Below are 17002 nucleotides of genomic sequence, written 5' to 3'. Positions count from 1 at the left end.
CCCACCTCCCGGCACCTCGCCCGCAGCAGGAGGACCAGTGACCGGCACTTCGCCGCACGCGCCGCACCCCCCATCGTCCGCATCGCCCGCGCGGACCCCCGACGAGCCGGCCGGCGCACCGTCCCGGCCCGGCCGCCCGCCGTACTACGAGGACCGCTCGCCGGGAAGCGGGGCCCTGCCGCCCCGCGCCTGGTACGCGCGCTCGGATGCCGCCCGGATCTCGCTGCACGGCGCCTGGCGGTTCCGGCTCTCGGCACGTGCCGACGCCGAGGACGACTCGTTCGCCCGGCCGGACTTCGATGACGCGCAGTGGCAGGAGCTGCGGGTGCCCGGCCACTGGCCGCTTCAGGGGCGCTTCGCCGACGAGGGCTCGTACGGGGGCGGCGAGCGGCCGCAGCTCGGCGGGGCGCCCGTGTACACCAACACCGCCTACCCTTTCCCGGTCGATCCGCCGCGGGTGCCGGACGAGAACCCGACGGGCGATCACCGGCGCCGCTTCGATCTGCCCGAGGGGTGGGGGGACGGGCCGGCGGTGCTGCACTTCGGCGGGGTGGAGTCCTGCGCCCGGGTCTGGCTCAACGGGGCGGAGCTGGGGCACTTCAAGGGCAGCCGGCTGCCGCACGAGTTCGAGGTCGGGCAGTTGCTGCGGCCGCGCGGCAATGTGCTGGTGGTGCGGGTCCACCAGTGGTCGTCGGGCAGTTATCTGGAGGACCAGGACCAGTGGTGGCTCCCCGGCATCTTCCGGAACGTCTCGCTCCATCGCCGTCCCGAGGGCTCGGTCGCCGACCACTTCGTGCACGCCGGATTCGATCACGTCACGGGGCGCGGCACCCTGCGGGTGGAGTGCGAACCGGCCGGCCGGGTGACCGTTCCCGCGCTCGGTCTCGATCTGGCGACCGGGGAGAGCGCCACGGTGCCGGTGCGTCCCTGGACGGCCGAGGAACCGCACCTCTACGACGGGGAGCTGGTCACCCCGGGCGAGCGGATCCCGCTGCGGATCGGCTTCCGTACGGTCCGCGTCGAGGGCGGGCTGCTGACGGTCAACGGCCGCCGGATCCTGCTGCGCGGCGTCAACCGGCATGAGTTCCATCCGCGTTCGGGACGGACGCTCAGCCCGGAGACGATGCGCCGTGACCTGCTCCTGATGAAACAGCACAACATCAACGCGGTGCGCACCAGCCACTATCCGCCGCACCCCGCCTTCCTGGATCTGTGCGACGAGTTGGGTCTGTGGGTGGTCGACGAGTGCGATCTGGAGACGCACGGTTTCGCCCAGCAGGGCCGGCGGGACAATCCGGTCGATGACGCGCGCTGGGAGCCGGCGCTGCTCGACCGGGCCCGGCGGATGGTCGAGCGGGACAAGAACCACCCCAGCATCGTGCTGTGGTCGCTGGGTAATGAGTGCGGCACGGGGCGCGGGCTGTCCGCGATGGCCGCCTGGATGCGCGAGCGCGACCCGTCCCGCCCGCTGCACTACGAGGGCGACCCCAGCTGCGCCGACACCGATGTCTACTCCCGGATGTACGCCGACCACGCCGAGGTGGAGCGCATCGGGCGGCGCGCGGAGGCACCGCTGCCCGACCCGGAGCTGGACGCCCGGCGGCGGGCGCTCCCGTTCCTGTTGTGTGAGTACGCGCATGCCATGGGCAACGGGCCCGGCGGACTGAGCGAGTACCAGCGGCTGTTCGAGCGCCATGAGCGCTGCCAGGGCGGTTTCGTCTGGGAGTGGATCGACCACGGGCTGCGGCAGCACACGGCCGACGGTGAGGTCTTTTACGCCTACGGCGGTGACTTCGGCGAGGAGCTGCACGACGGGAACTTCGTCTGCGACGGGCTGGTCCTGCCCAATCGGGTGCCCTCCCCCGGCCTGCTGGAGTTCAAGAAGGTCATCGAGCCGGTGCGGATCGAGGCCGCGAGCGACGACGGCGCGGCGGGCGCGGTCCGGATCACCAATCGGTATGACTTCGCGGGCCTCGACTCTCTCTTGTTCCGCTATGTCCACGAGGTGGGCGGCGAGCTGCGCGGGCACGGCCGGCTGGCGGTGCCGCCGTTGGCGCCCGGTGCGTCGGCCGTGGTGGATCTGCCTCCGGCGCCGTGCGAACCGGGCGACGAGGGAGAGGCGATCTGGACGGTCCAGGCCGTATTGGAGCAGGACACCGCATGGGCGCCCTCGGGGCACGAGGTCGCCTGGGGCCAGCTCCCGGCCGCGCCGCGCCCCACCGCCACTCCCCCGGCGGCCACCGCCACCCCGCGCCGCGGCGAGGGCAATGTGATCGTCCTCGGACCGGGGACCTTCGACGCCACCACGGGAACCCTCGACTATCTGGGCGGCGTACGGCTCGGCGGGCCCCGGCTGGACGTGTGGCGGGCACCGACCGACAACGACGAGGCCGCGCCCTGGCAGCCGGAGCCACGGCCGGCCACCGAGTGGCGGCGGCTCGGGCTGCACCGGATGCGGCACCGCGTCGATGCCGTCGAGACCGGTTCGGACTCCTTGACGGTGCGCACCCGGGTCGCCCCGGCCGGCACGCCGCTGGCGCTCCGAACGGTCTACCACTGGACGGCACAACCCGGTCTGCTGCGGCTGGAGTTGAGCGTCGACCCGGAGGGCGACTGGCCGGTGCCGCTGCCGCGGCTGGGGGTGCGGATGCGGGTGTGCGGCAGCCTGGGGCTCGCCACGTGGTTCGGCGGCGGGCCCGGCGAGGGCTATCCGGACACCCGGGCCGCCGCCCGGGTCGGCCGCTGGTCGATGCCGGTGGACGCGCTCCAGACGCCGTATGTCCGACCGCAGGAGAACGGGGCGCGGCCCGGGGTGCGCTGGGCGGAGCTGACGCGTACGGACGGCTCGGGGCTGCGGATCGCGGGTGACCCGGACTTCTTCTTCGCCGCCCGCCGGTGGCCGGCCGAGGAGCTGACCGCCGCCCGCCACACCACGGATCTGCGGCCGGGCGAGGATCTGTGGGTCCATCTCGACCATGCGCAGCACGGCATCGGCAGCCAGTCCTGCGGGCCGGGGGTGCTGCCGCAGCACCGGCTGGAGGTGGCTCCGGCGCGCTTCTCGTTCGTGTTCTCGTCGCTGGGCTGAGCCGCGGGCCGGGGGCGCTTGCGCGAAGGCGCCGCCCGGGGCCGTGCGCACCGCCCGGCACTACGATCTTGAGTGAGGCGTGGGTACCCGCGTCTCCCGCAGCACGGAGAGGCTCCGCACCATGGTCAGCACATTTCCGCCGCTCGCCGACGCCCTCGCCGCGGGGCCGGTCGTCCTCGACGGCGGGCTGTCCAATCAGCTGGAGGCCGCCGGGCACGACCTCAGCGACGCCCTGTGGTCGGCGCGGCTGCTGGCCGAGGAGCCGGCGGCGGTCGTGCGGGCGCATCTGGCGTACTACGAGGCCGGGGCGCAGGTCGCGATCACCTCCAGCTATCAGGCGACGTTCGAGGGGTTCGCGCGGCGCGGCATCGGTGCGGAGCAGGCGGCGGAGCTGCTGGCCCGGAGCGTGGAACTGGCCCGTGAGGCGGCCGGACAGGCCACGGCCGCCGGGGTCACCGGGCCGCTGTATGTGGCCGCCTCGGCGGGCCCGTACGGCGCGATGCTGGCCGACGGCTCCGAATACCGCGGCCGCTACGGGCTGCCGGTGGCGGAGCTGGAGCGGTTCCACCGGCCGCGGCTGGAGGTGCTGGCGGCGGCCCGGCCCGATGTGCTGGCGCTGGAGACGGTGCCGGACGCCGAGGAGGCCCGGGCGCTGCTGCGGGCGGTGCGCGGGCTGGGTGTCCCGGCCTATCTGTCGTACAGCGTCGCCGGGGACCGGACCCGGGCCGGGCAGCCGCTGGCGGAGGCGTTCGCGGTGGCGGCGGAGGCCGATGAGGTGATCGCGGTGGGGGTGAACTGCTGCGCGCCGGACGATGCGGACCGGGCGGTGCGGCTGGCGGCGCAGGTCACCGGCAAGCCGGTGGTGGTCTATCCCAACAGCGGGGAGCGCTGGGACGCGGCGGCGCGGGCGTGGTGCGGCAGCCCGGAGTTCAGCGCTGACCGGGTCGCGGCCTGGGCCGCGGACGGTGCCCGGCTCATCGGGGGCTGCTGCCGGGTGGGACCGGGGGCGATCGCGGAGCTGGCGGCCGGGCTCGGCCGCTGACAGGCACCCCGGGAGCGGGATCGGCGGCGCGCGCGGCCCCGGACGCGGGCCGAAGGCGTTACACAGACGCAACCGACGGGGCAGGGACAGAGCCCCGGGCCGGTGGCAGGATGCAGCCACATCGCAGCATGCACAGCTTGGATGATCTGTATCCGCTCTGGAGGACCAGTGTCCGCTCGCTCCGCGTTGCCTGTCATAGCCGTTGCCACGGCCGTCGTCGTCCTGGCGGGGTGCAGCAGCACCAAGTCCGACGGGAAGAAGGGGTCCGGCGGCCTGGAACTGGTCTCCTCCGGGACCCTGAAGACCTGCACCCACCTGCCGTACGCACCGTTCCAGGTGAAGAAGGACGGCAAGGTCGTCGGGTTCGATGTGGACCTGGTGGATCTGGTCGCCAAGGATCTCGGCGTCAAGCAGGAGATCGTCAACACGCCCTTCGAAGGCATTGAGACCGGCCAGGACTTCACCATCCGCAAATGCGATCTGGCCGCCGCCGGCATGACGATCACGGCCGCGCGCGACAAGGTCATGGATTTCTCCGACCCCTATTTCAATGCCACCCAGGCCCTGCTGACGAAGAAGGGCAAGCCCGTCAAGAAGGTCGAGGACCTCAAGGGCAAGAAGCTCGGCTATCAGAAGGCCACCACCGGCGGGATCTACGCCAAGGACCACGGCAAGGGCGTCGAACTGGTGGAGTTCGAGGATCTGGGGCTGTTGCTGACCGCGGTGAAGTCCGGCCAGGTCGATGCCGGCATCAATGACAACGGCGTGCTCTTCGACTATGTGAAGCAGAACCCGGACACCAAGGTCACCGCGGAATTCAACACGGGTGAGCACTACGGCATCGGCGTCCGCACCGGCAATGACGCACTGCGCAAGAAGATCAACGCGGTGCTGAAGAAGGCGAAATCCGACGGGAGTTACGACCGGATCTACAAGAAGTGGTTCGGCACCACCCCGCAGAGCTGAGGCCGCCTGTCATGCCTGTTTCCAAAAGACAGCGCGCGCGGATCACCCGCGGCGTGCAGTACGGCGTGCTGGTCGCCGCCGTGGTGGTCTTCGCGCTGATCGCCGACTGGCACCAGCTGCGGATGGCGTTCTTCGATGTCGAGGTCGCCAAGGCGCTCTTCCCGGAGATCATCACCACGGCGCTGGTGAACACCGTCCTCTACACCCTGCTCGGATTCGGTTTCGGTCTGGCGCTGGGGCTGGTGCTGGCGCTGATGCGGCTCTCGTCGGTGCCGCCCTACCGCTGGATCGCGGTCACCTATATCGAGTTCTTCCGCGGTATCCCCTGTCTGCTGGTTTTCATCGCGCTCGGCTTCGGTGTGCCGCTGGCCTTCGAGGTCGCGCTCGATATGAACGTGACCGTGATGCTGTCGCTCGGGCTGGTGGGCGCGGCCTATATGGCGGAGACCATCCGGGCCGGTATTCAGGCCGTCCCCAAGGGGCAGACGGAGGCGGCGCGTTCGCTGGGAATGTCGCAGGGGCGGGCGATGGCCTCGATCGTGATTCCGCAGGCGTTCCGTATCGTGCTGCCGCCGCTGACCAATGAGCTGATCCTGCTGACGAAGGACTCGTCGCTGGTGTATCTGCTGGGTCTGTCCCTCACCCAGTTCGAGCTGGCCAACTTCGGCCGGGACGCGCTCAATGAGCACAAGAGCCTGACCCCGATCCTGATCGCCGGGCTGCTCTATCTCGTGATCACCCTCCCCCTCGGCCAGCTGGTCCGTCGGCTGGAGGCCCGTACGGCGAAGGCCAGGTGAGCGGCGTGACGACCGAGCAGGCGGCACCGGAGACGGTGGACGCGCAGGCCATCGACGTACAGGGTCTGCGCAAGGCCTTCGGGGAGCTGGAGGTGCTGCGCGGGATCGACTTCTCGGTGGCGCGCGGTGAGGTGGTGTGTGTCATCGGGCCCTCGGGCTCCGGGAAATCGACCCTGCTGCGCTGTGTGAATCTGCTGGAGGAGCCGAGCGCGGGCCGGGTGGTGGTGGCCGGCACCGAGGTCACCGACCCGGATGTGGACATCGACCGGGTCCGCCGGCGGATCGGGATGGTGTTCCAGTCCTTCAACCTCTTTCCGCATCTGACGGTGCTGGAGAATCTCACGATCTCCCAGCGGCGGGTGCTGCGCCGCGACCGCACGGAGGCGGAGCGGGTCGCCCGTGCCAACCTCGAACGGGTCGGGCTGAGCGACAAGGCGGCCGCCTATCCGGCGCAGCTCTCGGGCGGGCAGCAGCAGCGGGTGGCCATCGCCCGTGCGCTGTCGATGGACCCGGAGCTGATGCTCTTCGACGAGCCGACCTCGGCGCTGGACCCGGAGCTGGTCGGTGATGTGCTGGCGGTGATGCGGGGGCTGGCGCAGGAGGGGATGACGATGCTCGTCGTCACCCATGAGATGAGCTTCGCCCGGGAGGTCGCCGACCGGGTGGTGTTCATGGACGGCGGCGTGATCGTCGAGCAGGGCACCCCGGAGCAGGTGGTGGGGGCCCCGCAGCACGAGCGGACCAGGACGTTTCTGGCGCGGGTGCTGGATCCGGCGGCCGCCGAGGTCGGCGAGGTCGCGGACACGGGAGCGGCCGGCAAGCGGGTGGATCGCTGAGTACGGGCTGAGCCACCGGGCACCGGGCTGCCGCGGTGCGCGCGGCGACGGGGCGGGGGCGGAACGCCGGATTGTCCGGGTTCCGCCCCCGCCCCGTAGTGGTCCGCCTGCGCCCCGCGGTGGTCCGCCGGCCTCCGCGACGGGTCAGGACAGCGGCTTGGTGAGCTTCTTGGTGAGGGAGCGGTTCCCCGTCAGGGCGCAGCTGATGGTCTTGATGCCGAGCCGGTAGCCGCTGAGGTTGGGGTACTGGACGTAGGTGCCCTCGGCGGTCCCGGCGGGCTGCTGGGCCGCCTTGCGCTCCAGTTCGTTGCGGCACAGCGAGGCCGCCTTGTCCTGGATGCCCGATTCGGTGGTGAGCCCGGACCCCAGACGGTGCGTGGCGACGACCTCGGCGTCGTGCGGGCCGTTGCAGGAGGCTTCGTCGTTGTTGCCGCCGCCGTCCGCGGGACGGTCGTAGCAGTCGCCGACCTTCAGCAGATAGAAGGGGATCTTGCCGTTGGAGGGCGTCGGCAGGGTCTTCTCGAAGTCGCTGCCGGTGGCCGTCGCAGTGGGCGTGGGGGGCTCATAGGGCGTCGGGGACGCGCTCTCGGACGGGGTGGCGCTGGTGCTCGAACTGGACGGCTGGGCACGGTGGTTGCCGTTGTCGTCACTGTTGGCCACCACGAAGATGGTGATGACGGCGGCCAGCACGATCACACCACCGCCGATGATCGCGGCGATGGTCTTCCCGTTGCCGCCACCGCCGGGCGGGCCGGGCGGCTGCTGCCAGCCACCGGGGCCGCCCGGTCCGGGCGGGCCATAGCCGCCCGGGCCGTAGCCGCCGGGGGCCTGGTTGCCGCCCGGGGGCGTGCCGTAGCCACCCGGGCCGTATCCGCCCTGACCCTGACCGCTCGGCCCGTAGGGCCCGGCCGGCGGACCGAAGCCGCCCGGAGGGGCGTTGGGCGGCTGGTTCGGCTGATTCGGCGGGGGCGGAGGAAAGCTCATGGCGGAAATGATCGCTTCTTTCCTCGGTTTTACGGTACTCGGTGACCAACCTGGAATAATTCGCGTCTGAAATGTCCGGACCCTGGGCACCGTTGGCGACAGACAGCAAGCCAGCCTACGGCTCGGAGGTTTTCCGTGTTCACCGACCTTCCCCTGGACGCGCTGCACACCTACTGTCCGCCGCGTCCGGAGCCGGCCGGCTTCGACGCGTTCTGGCGGCGCACCCTCGTCGAGGCCCGCACACATGCCCTCGACGCGCGCTTCACCGAGGTCGATGCGGGGCTCGCGCTGCTGCGCACCCATGACGTGACGTTCGCAGGCTTCGGCGGGCATCCCATCCGCGGCTGGTTCCTGCTCCCGCGCGCGGCCGCCGGTCCGCTGCCGTGCGTCGTGCAGTACCTCGGATACGGGGGCGGGCGGCTGCTGCCGCACGACTGGCTGCTGTGGCCGTCCGCGGGCTACGCCACGCTGGTCATGGACACCCGCGGGCAGAGCGGCCCCAACCGGCCCGGTGACACCCCCGATCCGGTCGGCTCCGGCAATCCGGGGGTACCCGGCAAGCTGACCCAGGGGCTGCTCGATCCGCACGGCTACTACTACCGGCGGCTGTTCACCGACGCGGTACGGGCCGTGGAGGCGGCGCGCGGCCATGACGCGGTGGACGCCGACCGGGTGGTGGTCGCCGGCCACAGCCAGGGCGGCGCCGCGGCGCTGGCGGCGACCGGCCTGGTCCCCGGTCTGGCGGGGGCCTTGATCGATGCACCGTTCCTGACGCACATCCGCCGCGCGGTGGAGGTCACGGACATGGGCCCGTACGGCGAGCTCACCCGCTACTTCGCGGGGGCCCGCGACCGGATCGACACCGCGCTGCACACCCTGGACCACTTCGACGGCCTGAACTTCGCCGCCCGCGCCACCGCCCCGGCGCTCTTCGGCACCGCGCTGCGCGACGAGGTGACCCCGCCGTCCACCGGTTTCGCCGCCTTCCATCACTACGCGGGCGAGAAGGAACTGAAGGTGTGGCGGTTCAACGCCCATGAGAGCGGCGGCGGTGAGCAGCGTGCCGCCGAAATAGCCTTTCTGCGCGGCCTGCTCGGGTGAGCGGGCCGGGCCCGGACGCGATGCCGGGACCGGACGCGACGCCGGGACCGGAGGCGGCCCGTCAGACCGCCCCGAGCAGATGCTCCAACGCCAGCTGGTCCAGATGCTCGAAGGCCATCCCGCGGGCGGCCGCCGCCTCGATGTCGAAGGTCTCGTAGGCGGTGGCGTCGGCGAGCAGTCCGGCCAGGCCGTCCTCGGCGGTGGGGTGGTCCAGCTGGTCCAGGCGCGCGGCCCGCAGCGCGTCCTGGACGGCCGGGTCGGACCTGAAGGCCGCCGCGCGCTCCTTGAGGAGCAGATAGTTGCGCATACAGCCGGCCGCCGAGGTCCAGACGCCGTCCAGGTCCTCGGTGCGCGGCGGTTTGAAGTCGAAATGCCGCGGCCCGTCGTAGCCGGCCGTTTCCAGCAGGTCGACGAGCCAGAAGGCGGCGCGCAGATCGCCCGCGCCGAAGCGGAGGTCCTGGTCGTACTTGATCCCGCTCTGGCCGTTGAGGTCGATGTGGAAGAGCTTGTCCGCCCACAGCGCCTGGGCGATGCCGTGCGGGAAATTCAGCCCGGCCATCTGCTCGTGGCCGACCTCGGGGTTGACGCCGAAGCGCTCGGGGTGCTCCAGCCGCTCGATGAAGGCGAGGGCGTGGCCGACGGTGGGGAGGAGGATGTCGCCGCGCGGCTCGTTGGGCTTGGGTTCGAGGGCGAACTTCAGGTCGTAGCCCTGCTCGATGACGTACTGGCCGAGGAGGTCGAAGGCCTCCTTCAGCCGGTCCAGAGCGGTCCGTACGTCCTTGGCCGCGCCGGATTCCGCGCCTTCCCGTCCGCCCCACGCGACATAGGTGCGGGCACCGAGCTCGGCGGCGAGGTCGATGTTGCGGAGGGTCTTGCGCAGGGCGTAGCGGCGGATGTCGCGGTCGTTGGCGGTGAAGGCGCCGTCCTTGAAGACGGGGTGGGTGAAGAGGTTGGTGGTGGCCATCGGGACGATCAGGCCGGTGGCGTCCAGTGCCTGCCGGAAGCGCTTGACGGCCGCCTCGCGCTCGATGCCGCCGGCGCCGAACGGGATCAGGTCGTCGTCGTGGAAGGTGACGCCGTACGCGCCGAGGTCGGCGAGGCGGTGCACCGATTCCACCGGGTCCAGGGCGCGGCGGGTGGCGTCCCCGAAGGGGTCCCGGCCCTGCCAGCCGACGGTCCACAGGCCGAAGCTGAACTTGTCCGCGGGCGTGGGCTGACGGCTCATCGCGACTCCCTCGATCATTTCGTCAAGGCACTTTACAAATTCTGCCGCGGCCAAACTAATATGCGACAGCACACCGGGGAACCCCCTGGACCGAGACCATGGATGACGGGCCGCCGAGGGAGAGTGCACGATGGCCGCACAGGCAGCGGGACCGCTGGTCGTCGGGGTGGACAGCTCCACCCAGTCCACCAAGGCGCTGGTCGTGGACGCGGTGACCGGTGCGGTCCTCGCCCGCGGCCAGGCGTCCCACACGATCGGCGGCGGCGCCGGCAAGGAGAGCGACCCGCGGCAGTGGTGGCAGGCGCTGGGTGAGGCGCTGGACCAGTGCGGCGACGCGGTGCGGCAGGCCTCGGCGGTGTCCGTCGGCGGGCAGCAGCACGGGCTGGTCACGCTGGACGCGGCCGGCGAGCCGGTGCGGCCGGCCCTGCTGTGGAACGACGTCCGTCCGGCGCCGCAGAGCGAGCGGCTGATCGCGGAGCTGGGCGGCGCGAAGGCCTGGGCGGACCGGGTCGGGAGCGTGCCCCGCCCGGCGTTGACGGTGGCCAAGTGGGCCTGGCTGCGCGAGCACGAGCCGGATGCGGCCGCCGCCACCGCCGCGGTTCGGCTGCCGCACGACTACCTCACCGAGCGGCTGACGGGCGAGGCCGTCACCGATCGCGGCGACGCCTCCGGGACCGGCTGGTGGGCGTCGTCCACCGGGGCCTACGACACGGAGATCCTGGCGCATGTCGGACTGGACCCCGCGCTGCTCCCGCGGGTGGCGCTGCCGGGCGAGGCCGCCGGGACCGTACACGCCGGTCATCTGCCGCTGCCCAAGGGCGCGTTGGTGGCCGCCGGCACCGGCGACAACATGGCGGCCGCACTCGGCCTGGGCCTGCGCCCCGGCCTGCCGGTGCTGAGCCTGGGCACCTCGGGGACGGTCTACGCGGTCTCCACCCACCGGCCCGCCGATCCATCCGGCACCGTGGCGGGCTTCGCCGATGCCCGCGGTGACTGGCTGCCGCTGGCCTGCACCCTGAACTGCACGCTCGCCGTGGACCGGGTGGCGGCGCTGCTGGCCCGCGACCGGGAGGCCGTGGAGGCGGGCGGCGGGGTGGTGATGCTGCCGTACCTCGACGGTGAGCGCACCCCGAATCTGCCCAATGCCTCGGGCCTGGTGCACGGGCTGCGGCATGACACCACGGCCGGCCAGGTGCTTCAGGCCGCCTACGACGGCGCGGTGTTCACCCTGCTGGAGGCGCTGGACCGGGTGCTGGACGCGGACGCCGCGCCCGATGCGCCGCTGCTGCTGATCGGCGGCGGCGCCCGGGGCCGGGCCTGGCGGGAGACCGTACGCCGGCTGTCCGGGCGCCCGGTGGTGGTGCCCGAGGCGCAGGAGCTGGTGGCGCTCGGGGCGGCGGCACAGGCGGCCGGGCTGCTGCTGGAGGAGGATCCGGCGGCGGTGGCGCGCCGCTGGGGGACGGCGCGCGGCGCGGAGTACGAGGCGCGGCCGCGGGACGACGCCGCCTGGGAGCGGCTGACGGCGACGCTCGCCGACGGCGCGCCCCTGCTGCGGCCGTGACCGCTCCCCCGCAGCCGTCGACCGGCTCCCGTCCGCACCCTTTGGAGACCCCGTGACCCCGCCCGGCGGCGACACCCAGCACGGCATCCGGCGGCGCAATCTGGCCCGGGTGCTGCGGACGGTGGCCGCGCAGGGCCCGGTCTCCCGGCCGGCGGTCGCGGCTCGGATCGGGCTGACCCGGGCGGGGGTGGCGCCGCTCGTCGACGAGTTGCTGCGGGCCGGGCTGCTGGTCGAGACGGGACGGGCGGCGACCGGCGGCCGGGGCCGGCCGGGCAGTGAACTCGCGGTCAGCGACCGTGGCCCGGCCGGGATAGGGGCCGAGATAGGCGTCGACCACCTGGCGGTGTGCGCGGTCGATCTGCGCGGACGGGTCCGGGCCCGGGTGGCGGCCGATGCGGCGAACCGGCACCGCGCTCCCGGGCCGGTGCTGCGGCAGCTGTCCGGTCTGCTCGCCGAGGTGACCGCGGAGATAGCCGCCGAGGGACTGCGTCCGGCGGGACTGACGGTCGCGGTGCCCGGCCTGGTGGCCCGCGATGCGACCACGGTGGTGCACGCCCCCAACCTCGGCTGGCGGGCGGCCGATCTCGCACCGGGGCTGGCCGGGGTGACGGCCCCGGAGGGCGGCTCGTCCGCCGTCCCGCTCACCGTCGAGAACGAGGCCAACCTCGGTGCGCTGGCCGAGCTCCGGCTGGGCGGTGAGGCTGGGCGGCCCGCCCCGCCACCGGACTTCGTGCATGTGTCGGCGGAGGCCGGGATCGGTGCCGCGGTCGTCGTGGACGGTCAACTCCTGCGGGGTGCCCGGGGGTTCGCGGGCGAGCTGGGGCATATGCCGGTGTATCCGGACGGCCCGCCGTGCGACTGCGGCGGCCGTGGCTGTCTGGAGCAGTACGCGGGGGAACCGGCCGTGCTGCGGGCGGGCGGGCTCACCCCCGAGCAGGCGGCGGCACATCCGGGGCCGGGCGCCCGTATCGCTCTGCTGGCGCGCCGGGCCGCCGACGGGGACACCACCGTCGTCCGTGCCCTGCACGAGGCGGGGACGGCGCTGGGCATCGCGCTCGCCGGGGCGGTGAATCTGCTCGATCCGCAGGCGGTGGTCCTCGGGGGTGCGCTGGCCGGGCTGGCGCCCTGGGTACTGCCGTCCCTGGAGCGGGAGTTGACGCTGCGGACGGCCGTCACGGCGGAGAGCGGGCGGACCGGCGGGCCCGCGGTGACGGTGTCCCGGCTGGGCGCCGACGGACCGCTGCTCGGAGCGGCGCACGCGGCGCTCCAAGGCGTCCTGGACGACCCCCTCCACTGCTGCACCCCGGCACACTCTCCCCGGAATTGAGCCCGCTAAACCTTTCCAGGGAGCGGGAATTCCATGCCACCCCATCGAGCGATTGTGCTGATAAAAACAGCACCACTACGGTCGGTTCGGCGGGCTGCCGCGGAACTGCCGTGAAACGGGGTTTCGGGGCAGGCCGCATCGCACCGTTCGAGGAGACAGGTGGCACTGTGACCATTGCCGATGAATCGCTGCACGGCACCGCGGAAGAGGCCCGCAATTCCAGCCTGAGTACCACTGCGGCGCGGAATTTGGCGACCACCACCAAAACCGCACCACAGATGCAGGGCATCACTTCCCGATGGCTGCTGCGGCTGCTGCCCTGGGTGCAGGTTTCCGGTGGCACCTACCGCGTGAACCGCCGGCTGACCTACACCCTCGGCGACGGGCGCATCGATTTCGACACCAGTGGCAGCGATGTGGCCATCATCCCCGAGGAGCTGCGCGAGCTGCCGGCCCTGCGGGAGTTCACCGATACCGAGGTGCTGGCGGCGCTCGGCGACCGCTTCACCCAGCAGGAATACGCACCCGGTGAACTCATCGGCGAGGCCGGCGGGCCGGGTGACCGGCTGGTGTTGCTGGTGCACGGCCGGGTGGACCGGATCGGCACCGGCAAATACGGCGAGGACACGGTGCTCGAAGCGCTGGCCGGCGGGGATCACCTCGGCGACGCGCCACTCACCGACCCCGAGGGGACCTGGCAGTTCAGCTATCGGGCGGTGACCCGGGTGACCGTCATGACGCTGTCCCGGCAGGCCGCCCAGGAGATCATCGACCGCTCCCCCGGGCTGCGCGAGCATCTGGCCGCGGCCGGTCAGGGCACCGCGCAGCCGACGAACACGAGCGGGGAATCGGCCGTCTCCGTCGCCTCGGGGCATCAGGGCGAGCCGTCCCTGCCCGGCACCTTCGTCGACTACGACGTCACGCCCCGGGAGTACGAACTCAGCGTCGCGCAGACCGTGCTGCGCACCCACAGCCGGGTCGGCGACCTCTACAGCGATCCGATGAACCAGGTCGAGGAGCAGCTCAAGCTGACCATCCAGGCGCTGCGGGAGCGCCAGGAGCACGAGATGATCAACAACCCCGAGTTCGGGCTGCTGCACAACGCCGACCTCAAGCAGCGCATCCACACCCGCACCGGCCCGCCCACCCCCGACGACCTCGACGATCTGCTCGCGACGGTCTGGAAGGACCCGGGCTTCCTGCTCGCCCACCCCCTGACGATCGCCTCCATCGGGCGGGAGTGCAGCGCCCGCGGGCTCTATCCGACCGCGGTCGATTTCATGGGGCATTCGCTGCCCTCCTGGCGCGGGGTGCCGATTTTCCCGTGCAACAAGATTCCGGTGACGAAGGAGCGGACGAGTTCGGTGCTGCTGCTGCGCACCGGCGAGGAGCAGCAGGGCGTCGTCGGCTTGCATCAGACCGGAATTCCCGATGAATACGAGCCGGGCCTCTCGGTGCGTTATATGGGCCTGGACGACCGGGCGGTCATCAAATATCTGGTCAGCGCCTATTATTCGGCGGCCGTTCTGGTGCCCGATGCGCTGGGTGTTCTCGACGACGTACAGATCGGCCACTGAACGACCTCCGGCGGAAAAGCAGCCGCGCCCCGGCAGCGGCAGTTTCCGCCGTCCTGGCGCGCGGGCCTTTCCGCGCACCGCACCGATCTACGCACCGCACAGACAAGAACAGGTGAGCCTTCCTCATGACCACATCGGTGGACCCGACGTCCGGTCCGCAGGCGTCCGCGCCCGAGCAGACCCGCTCCAGCCTGGACACCGCGGCAGCGCGCAAGCTGGCGACCACGACCAAGACCGTGCCGCAGATGCAGGGGATCTCCTCGCGCTGGCTGCTGCGCATTCTCCCCTGGACGCAGGTCTCCGGCGGTGCGTACCGCGTCAACCGCCGCCTTACCCACACCCTCGGTGACGGGCGGGTGGAATTCGTCTCGACCGGGTCCGAAGTCCGGGTGATTCCGGCGGAGTTGCGCGAGCTGGCGCCGCTGCGCGGCTTCGCCGACTCCGCGGCGCTGGAGGCGCTGGCGGACCGCTTCGTCCAGCGGGAGTTCGCGCCCGGCGATGTGCTGGCCCGGGCGGGCGGGCCGACCGACCGGATCGTGCTGATCGCCCACGGCAAGCTCGACCGTATCGGCACCGGCAAGTACGGCGACGAGACCGTGCTGGGGGTGCTGGCCGACGGTGACGCGATCGGTGCGGCGGCGCTGCTGACCGCGGACGCGGAGTGGGAGCACTCCGTACGGGCGGTGACCCGGGTGACCGCACTGACCCTGTACCGCAGTGATCTGGAGGAGGTGCTGGGCCGGTCGGAGTCACTGCGCACGCATCTCGCGGACGTCGGTGCGGCGCTGGTGCCGGCGCAGAACAAGCACGGTGAGGCGGCCATCGAACTGGCCGCGGGCCATGTCGGCGAGCCGATGCTGCCGGGCACCTTCGCGGACTACGAGCTGGCCCCGCGGGAGTACGAACTCAGCGTGGCCCAGACGGTGTTGAAGGTGCATTCGCGGGTCGCCGATCTCTACAACGACCCGATGAACCAGCTGGACCAGCAGCTGCGGCTGACCGTGGAGGCGCTGCGGGAGCGCCAGGAGCACGAGATGGTCAACAGTCCCGAGTTCGGGCTGCTGCACAACGCCGACCTCAAGCAGCGCATTCACACCCGCAGCGGCCCGCCCACCCCCGACGATCTGGACGAGCTGATCTCCCGGCGTCGTAAGACGCAGTTCCTGCTGGCGCATCCGCGGACGATCGCGGCGATCGGGCGGGAGTGGAACGCCCGGGGCATTTACCCCACCACCGCGGAGGTCGAGGGCACCACGGTCCGCGCCTGGCGGGGCATTCCGCTGCTGCCCTGCAACAAGATCCCGGTCACCCCGGACCAGACCAGCTCGATTCTGGCGCTGCGGGTCGGCGAGGAGAACCAGGGCGTGGTCGGACTGCATCAGACCGGCATCCCGGACGAGTACCGGCCCGGCCTGTCGGTGCGCTTCATGGGCATCAATGACCAGGCGGTCATCAATTACCTGGTCAGTGCCTACTATTCGGCGGCGGTGCTGGTGCCGGACGCCCTGGGCATTCTGGAGGACGTCGAGATCGGCCACTGACCGGCGGGGTCCACGCACCCGGGTGCCGCGTCCGCGAACGGCCGCCGGCACCGTCGGCGTGGCACCCGGGTGACGTCCGATCAGGTATCCCGTACCCCTCCTGACCTGCGCCGTTCTGCCTTTGGTCGAGCCATTGGCAGAACGGCCATTCCCTTGGCAGGGCGTGCCCTGTTGCGCATCATGAACGCACCGCATGTGCGTGACATGTACGCGACCACCCCTCGGTCCTTGTCAGGAGTTCACATGGAGCCCGCCCCTCGCCGCCCGGCCCGCCGGCGCCTGCTGACCGGTGCGGCCGCGCTCGCCGCGTCCACCGCACTCACCCCCCTCACGGCGGGCACCACCGCCGCCGCCACCCACCGGCGGACGCCGTCCGGCGGCGCCTACCCCCCGGTCCACTGGGTTCCGGCCAGCCCGGGCAACTTCACCGCCGCGGACCGCCCGGCGCAGTATCCGGTCGAGCGGGTCGTGGTGCATGTGACCCAGGAGACCTACCGGGACACCCTCAAGCTGTTCCAGGACCCGAAGCACAAGGCGGCCGCGCACTATGTCGTACGGTCCGCCGACGGCTACCTCGCCCAGTGCGTACGCGAACGGGACGTCGCCTGGCACGCCGGGAACTGGGACTACAACACCCGCAGCATCGGCATCGAGCACGAGGGCTGGATCGACGACCCGACATGGTTCACCGACCCGCTCTACGAGCAGTCCGCCCTGCTCACCGCCGCCATCTGTGACCGCTACCGGATCCCCAAGGACCGGGAGCACATCATCGGCCATGTCGAGGTCCCCGGCACCGACCACACCGACCCCGGTGAGTTCTGGGACTGGGCGCGCTATCTCCAGCTGGTCAACGAGGTCTCCTGGCACACACCGGGTGACCCGCTCCGGCGACACGACGGCCGTTCCGCGGGTCTACGGATTCCTGACACCTCCGGGTCATAGTGAGCGTCTCCGGCG

General features: G+C 71.9%; 13 protein-coding genes. 11 read left to right on the top strand and 2 right to left on the bottom strand.

The genetic code is table 11. The features are described 5' to 3' along the window. Window positions 1-37: 37 nt before the first annotated feature. The 5 genes from CP981_RS33160 (at window position 38) to CP981_RS33140 (ending at window position 6726) form a co-directional block, all read left to right on the top strand. Window positions 38-3085 carry a glycoside hydrolase family 2 TIM barrel-domain containing protein gene (locus CP981_RS33160; RefSeq protein WP_085924964.1) on the top strand — a complete coding sequence of 1016 codons (3048 nt, stop codon included), beginning with the start codon at window positions 38-40 and terminating at the stop codon, window positions 3083-3085. A gap of 121 nt (window positions 3086-3206) precedes the next feature. Then, the gene (gene mmuM / locus CP981_RS33155; RefSeq protein WP_085925022.1) at window positions 3207-4127 is read left to right on the top strand and encodes a homocysteine S-methyltransferase; all 921 of its coding nucleotides are present in this window, start codon (window positions 3207-3209) and stop codon (window positions 4125-4127) included. A 168-nt stretch (window positions 4128-4295) separates the two neighbouring features. Further along, a complete protein-coding gene (locus tag CP981_RS33150) occupies window positions 4296-5093 on the top strand; it encodes a basic amino acid ABC transporter substrate-binding protein (protein ID WP_190837929.1) in 798 nt (265 codons plus the stop codon). An 11-nt stretch (window positions 5094-5104) separates the two neighbouring features. Continuing rightward, window positions 5105-5890 carry an amino acid ABC transporter permease gene (locus CP981_RS33145; protein WP_085924966.1) on the top strand — a complete coding sequence of 262 codons (786 nt, stop codon included), beginning with the start codon at window positions 5105-5107 and terminating at the stop codon, window positions 5888-5890. A gap of 5 nt (window positions 5891-5895) precedes the next feature. Beyond that, entirely contained in the window at window positions 5896-6726 is an 831-nt protein-coding gene (locus tag CP981_RS33140) for an amino acid ABC transporter ATP-binding protein (RefSeq protein WP_085925023.1), read from the top strand. A 144-nt stretch (window positions 6727-6870) separates the two neighbouring features. Here the strand turns inward: CP981_RS33140 and CP981_RS33135 are convergent, their stop codons facing one another. Continuing rightward, complete coding sequence (locus CP981_RS33135) at window positions 6871-7710, bottom strand: hypothetical protein (RefSeq protein WP_085924967.1); 840 nt, start codon at window positions 7708-7710, stop codon at window positions 6871-6873. A gap of 135 nt (window positions 7711-7845) precedes the next feature. Between CP981_RS33135 and CP981_RS33130 the strand changes: the two genes are divergently transcribed. Next, the gene (locus tag CP981_RS33130; RefSeq protein ID WP_085924968.1) at window positions 7846-8811 is read left to right on the top strand and encodes an acetylxylan esterase; all 966 of its coding nucleotides are present in this window, start codon (window positions 7846-7848) and stop codon (window positions 8809-8811) included. Between the two features lie 61 nt (window positions 8812-8872). On the opposite strand, the gene xylA is transcribed toward CP981_RS33130, so the two are convergent. Further along, entirely contained in the window at window positions 8873-10036 is a 1164-nt protein-coding gene (xylA, locus tag CP981_RS33125; protein WP_085924969.1) for a xylose isomerase, read from the bottom strand. A 130-nt stretch (window positions 10037-10166) separates the two neighbouring features. Between xylA and xylB the strand changes: the two genes are divergently transcribed. From xylB to CP981_RS33100, 5 genes are all read left to right on the top strand, one after another. After that, complete coding sequence (xylB, locus tag CP981_RS33120; protein WP_085924970.1) at window positions 10167-11597, top strand: xylulokinase; 1431 nt, start codon at window positions 10167-10169, stop codon at window positions 11595-11597. 52 nt (window positions 11598-11649) lie between these two features. Then, window positions 11650-12924, top strand: coding sequence for an ROK family transcriptional regulator (locus CP981_RS33115; protein WP_085924971.1), 1275 nt, complete (start codon window positions 11650-11652; stop codon window positions 12922-12924). Window positions 12925-13091: 167 nt separating this feature from the next. After that, the gene (locus CP981_RS33110; protein WP_085924972.1) at window positions 13092-14501 is read left to right on the top strand and encodes a family 2B encapsulin nanocompartment shell protein; all 1410 of its coding nucleotides are present in this window, start codon (window positions 13092-13094) and stop codon (window positions 14499-14501) included. 125 nt (window positions 14502-14626) lie between these two features. Beyond that, window positions 14627-16042, top strand: a complete 1416-nt coding sequence (locus CP981_RS33105; RefSeq protein WP_085924973.1) for a family 2B encapsulin nanocompartment shell protein — start codon at window positions 14627-14629, stop codon at window positions 16040-16042. 243 nt (window positions 16043-16285) lie between these two features. After that, window positions 16286-16987, top strand: a complete 702-nt coding sequence (locus tag CP981_RS33100; protein WP_085924974.1) for an N-acetylmuramoyl-L-alanine amidase — start codon at window positions 16286-16288, stop codon at window positions 16985-16987. The last annotated feature ends 15 nt before the right edge of the window (window positions 16988-17002 follow it).

This window comes from Streptomyces platensis (assembly GCF_008704855.1).
In the GTDB taxonomy this organism is placed as follows: Bacteria; Actinomycetota; Actinomycetes; order Streptomycetales; family Streptomycetaceae; genus Streptomyces; species Streptomyces platensis.
This window is presented reverse-complemented; position numbering and strand designations above follow the sequence as displayed.